At 67.2% G+C, this 2,137-nt stretch carries 2 protein-coding genes and 1 pseudogene; 1 reads left to right on the forward strand and 2 read right to left on the reverse strand.

The genetic code is table 11. The annotated features are described in order from the left end of the window. Positions 1-89 precede the first annotated feature (89 nt). Positions 90-854 (forward strand): transposase family protein, encoded by a 765-nt coding sequence (locus FOE67_RS23610; RefSeq protein WP_182666862.1) that lies wholly within the window; start codon positions 90-92, stop codon positions 852-854. A 41-nt stretch (positions 855-895) separates the two neighbouring features. On the opposite strand, the gene FOE67_RS23615 is transcribed toward FOE67_RS23610, so the two are convergent. Next, positions 896-1,719 (reverse strand): IS5 family transposase gene (locus FOE67_RS23615; RefSeq protein ID WP_323385368.1). Its coding sequence is split into 2 segments (ribosomal slippage): positions 896-1,359 and positions 1,359-1,719, totalling 825 coding nucleotides; the frame shifts between segments, so codons are not numbered across the junction. A gap of 302 nt (positions 1,720-2,021) precedes the next feature. Beyond that, positions 2,022-2,137 (reverse strand): annotated as a pseudogene (locus tag FOE67_RS30515) (transposase); the annotation flags it as partial.

Raw genomic sequence — 2,137 nt, forward strand, 5'->3', positions numbered from 1 at the left:
GATCCACTCCCGACGGGTAGACAAGCACGACGAAGCTCCTGGTGGATGAGTTCACGACCAAGATCACTCGCTCGCCCGGGAGCTTCGTCGTGCTTGTCTACCCGTCGGGAGTGGATCTGTCCACTTCGCCCCTGCATCACCTGTCGGAACTCCTCGCCGCGCAGCGGGCTGCGGCCGGGACCCGGTGGCGGCGTCTTTCCCCGGGTCGCCAGGCGTTGTTGGTCCTGGCCCATCTGCGGTGCGGTCACACATACGCGCAGCTCGCGGCGGGGTTCGGGGTCGGGGTCGCGACCGCCCACCGCTACGTAACCGAGGCCGTGGCGCTCCTGGCCTCCCGCGCTCCGGACATCGGAGTCGTGACCCGGGCGGCGGCGCGGGAGGTGTTCGTGATCCTCGACGGCACCCTGCTGCCGATCGATCGCGTGGCGGCCGACCGGCCGTACTACTCGGGGAAGCATCGCCGGCACGGGATGAACGTGCAGGTCCTGGCCGACCCGTTTGGGAAGCTGTTGTGGGCCTCGCCCGCCCTGCCCGGAGCGGTCCACGACATCCGCGCGGCCCGTACCCACGCCATCGTGGACGCTCTGACCTGCGTGAACGTGCCCTGTTGGGCGGATAAGGGCTATCAGGGTGCCGGTGGCACCGTACGCACCCCCTACCGCGGCCGATGGGAGAACCTCTCCGCCGGGCAGCGGGCCCACAACCGTTCCCACGCGAGGATCCGGGTGCTGGGCGAACAGGCCGTGGCCACCTTGAAGTTTTGGCGACTCCTACGTCGTCTGCGGTGCTCCACCACCCGCGTCACCGACCTGGTCAAAGCCGTCCTGACCCTTCACCTCGCCTCGACCACCTGAGGTTGGAAAAGGCTCCGTGTGTCGACGGCGGCTAAGAGCTCCTAACGGAATGCAGTTCGTAGCCGTCGCCAGCAGATCAGTGAGCAGGCGAGCTTGAGGAACGCCTCGTGGATGTCGTCGCGGGTTCCCCAGCGGATGCGGAGGCGGCCGAACCAGTGCAGCAGTGCAATCGTCTGCTCGACCACCCACCGCTTGGTGCCCGGGCCGGAGCCGTGCTCGGTGCCACGGCGGGCGATCACGGGCTTGATGCCCTTCGCCCAGACCTGGCGGCGGTAGCAGTCGTGGTCGTAGCCGCGGTCGGCGTAGAGCTCCTTCGGCCGCTGTCGGGGCCTGCCGCGTTTGCCGCGGATCGGGGGTATCGCCTCCAGCAACGGCAGGAGCTGGGCGATGTCGTTGCGGTTTCCGCCGGTCAATGTCACCGCAAGCGGGATGCCGGTGGCGTCGCGGATCAGGTGGTGCTTGGAGCCCGACCGACCTCTGTCGATCGGGATCCGGCCGGTTTTGGGCCGCCCTTGAGCGCCCGGATGTGGGAACTGTCGATCACCGCCCTCGACATGTCCAGGCGGTCCGCTGCCCGCAGCTCGGCCAACAGCACCTCGTGCAGCCGCTGCCACACCCCGGCGTTGTTCCGGTCCCGCAGACGTCGCCGGCAGGTCATCCCCGAGCCAAAGCCCAGCTCGGCGGGCAACCACTCCCACCGGATGCCCGTGTAGAGGACGAAGAGGATGCCGCACAAAACCTTGCGGTCATCCAGTGCCTTGCGGCCCGGATGCCGATGCCGACGCTGTCGGACAGGCAGCAGCGGCACGATCCGCGCCCACAACTCATCGTCAACAACCCACGGTTGGGGGTCACGCTTCCTCACACCCCAGTAACCGAGCCACCCAGCCGAAAGTCACGGCCCAACCGCATTCCGTTAGGAGTTCTTACTCCTCTTGCCCTCGCCATGCCTTACGGAGCTTGCGCAGCGCCACGAGGGCTGCAATTGCCTTGGCAGACAGAGGGGGCACCTGTTCGAGAACGTAGCTCAGTACCCACACGCACCCAGCCAGCGCGGCTACAGCCGCTGCAGCCCATCCGACAGTTTCCACAGCCCGAATCACCTTTCGAATATGGTGATCGGACCGTGTGCGGGCAGCCTCGGCCCGACCACTGTCTAGTGCCACATCAGGCAACGTTCGCCCTGTCGATGACCTCGCGGAGGCGTTCGTCGGCGGCGTGACGGTTTCGCCAGATGATGTAGCGGCGGATCATGCTGCCCTGCTCTTTGTGGCTGGTGTGGT

This window comes from Streptomyces calidiresistens (assembly GCF_014141525.1).
GTDB lineage: Bacteria > Actinomycetota > Actinomycetes > Streptomycetales > Streptomycetaceae > Streptomyces > Streptomyces calidiresistens.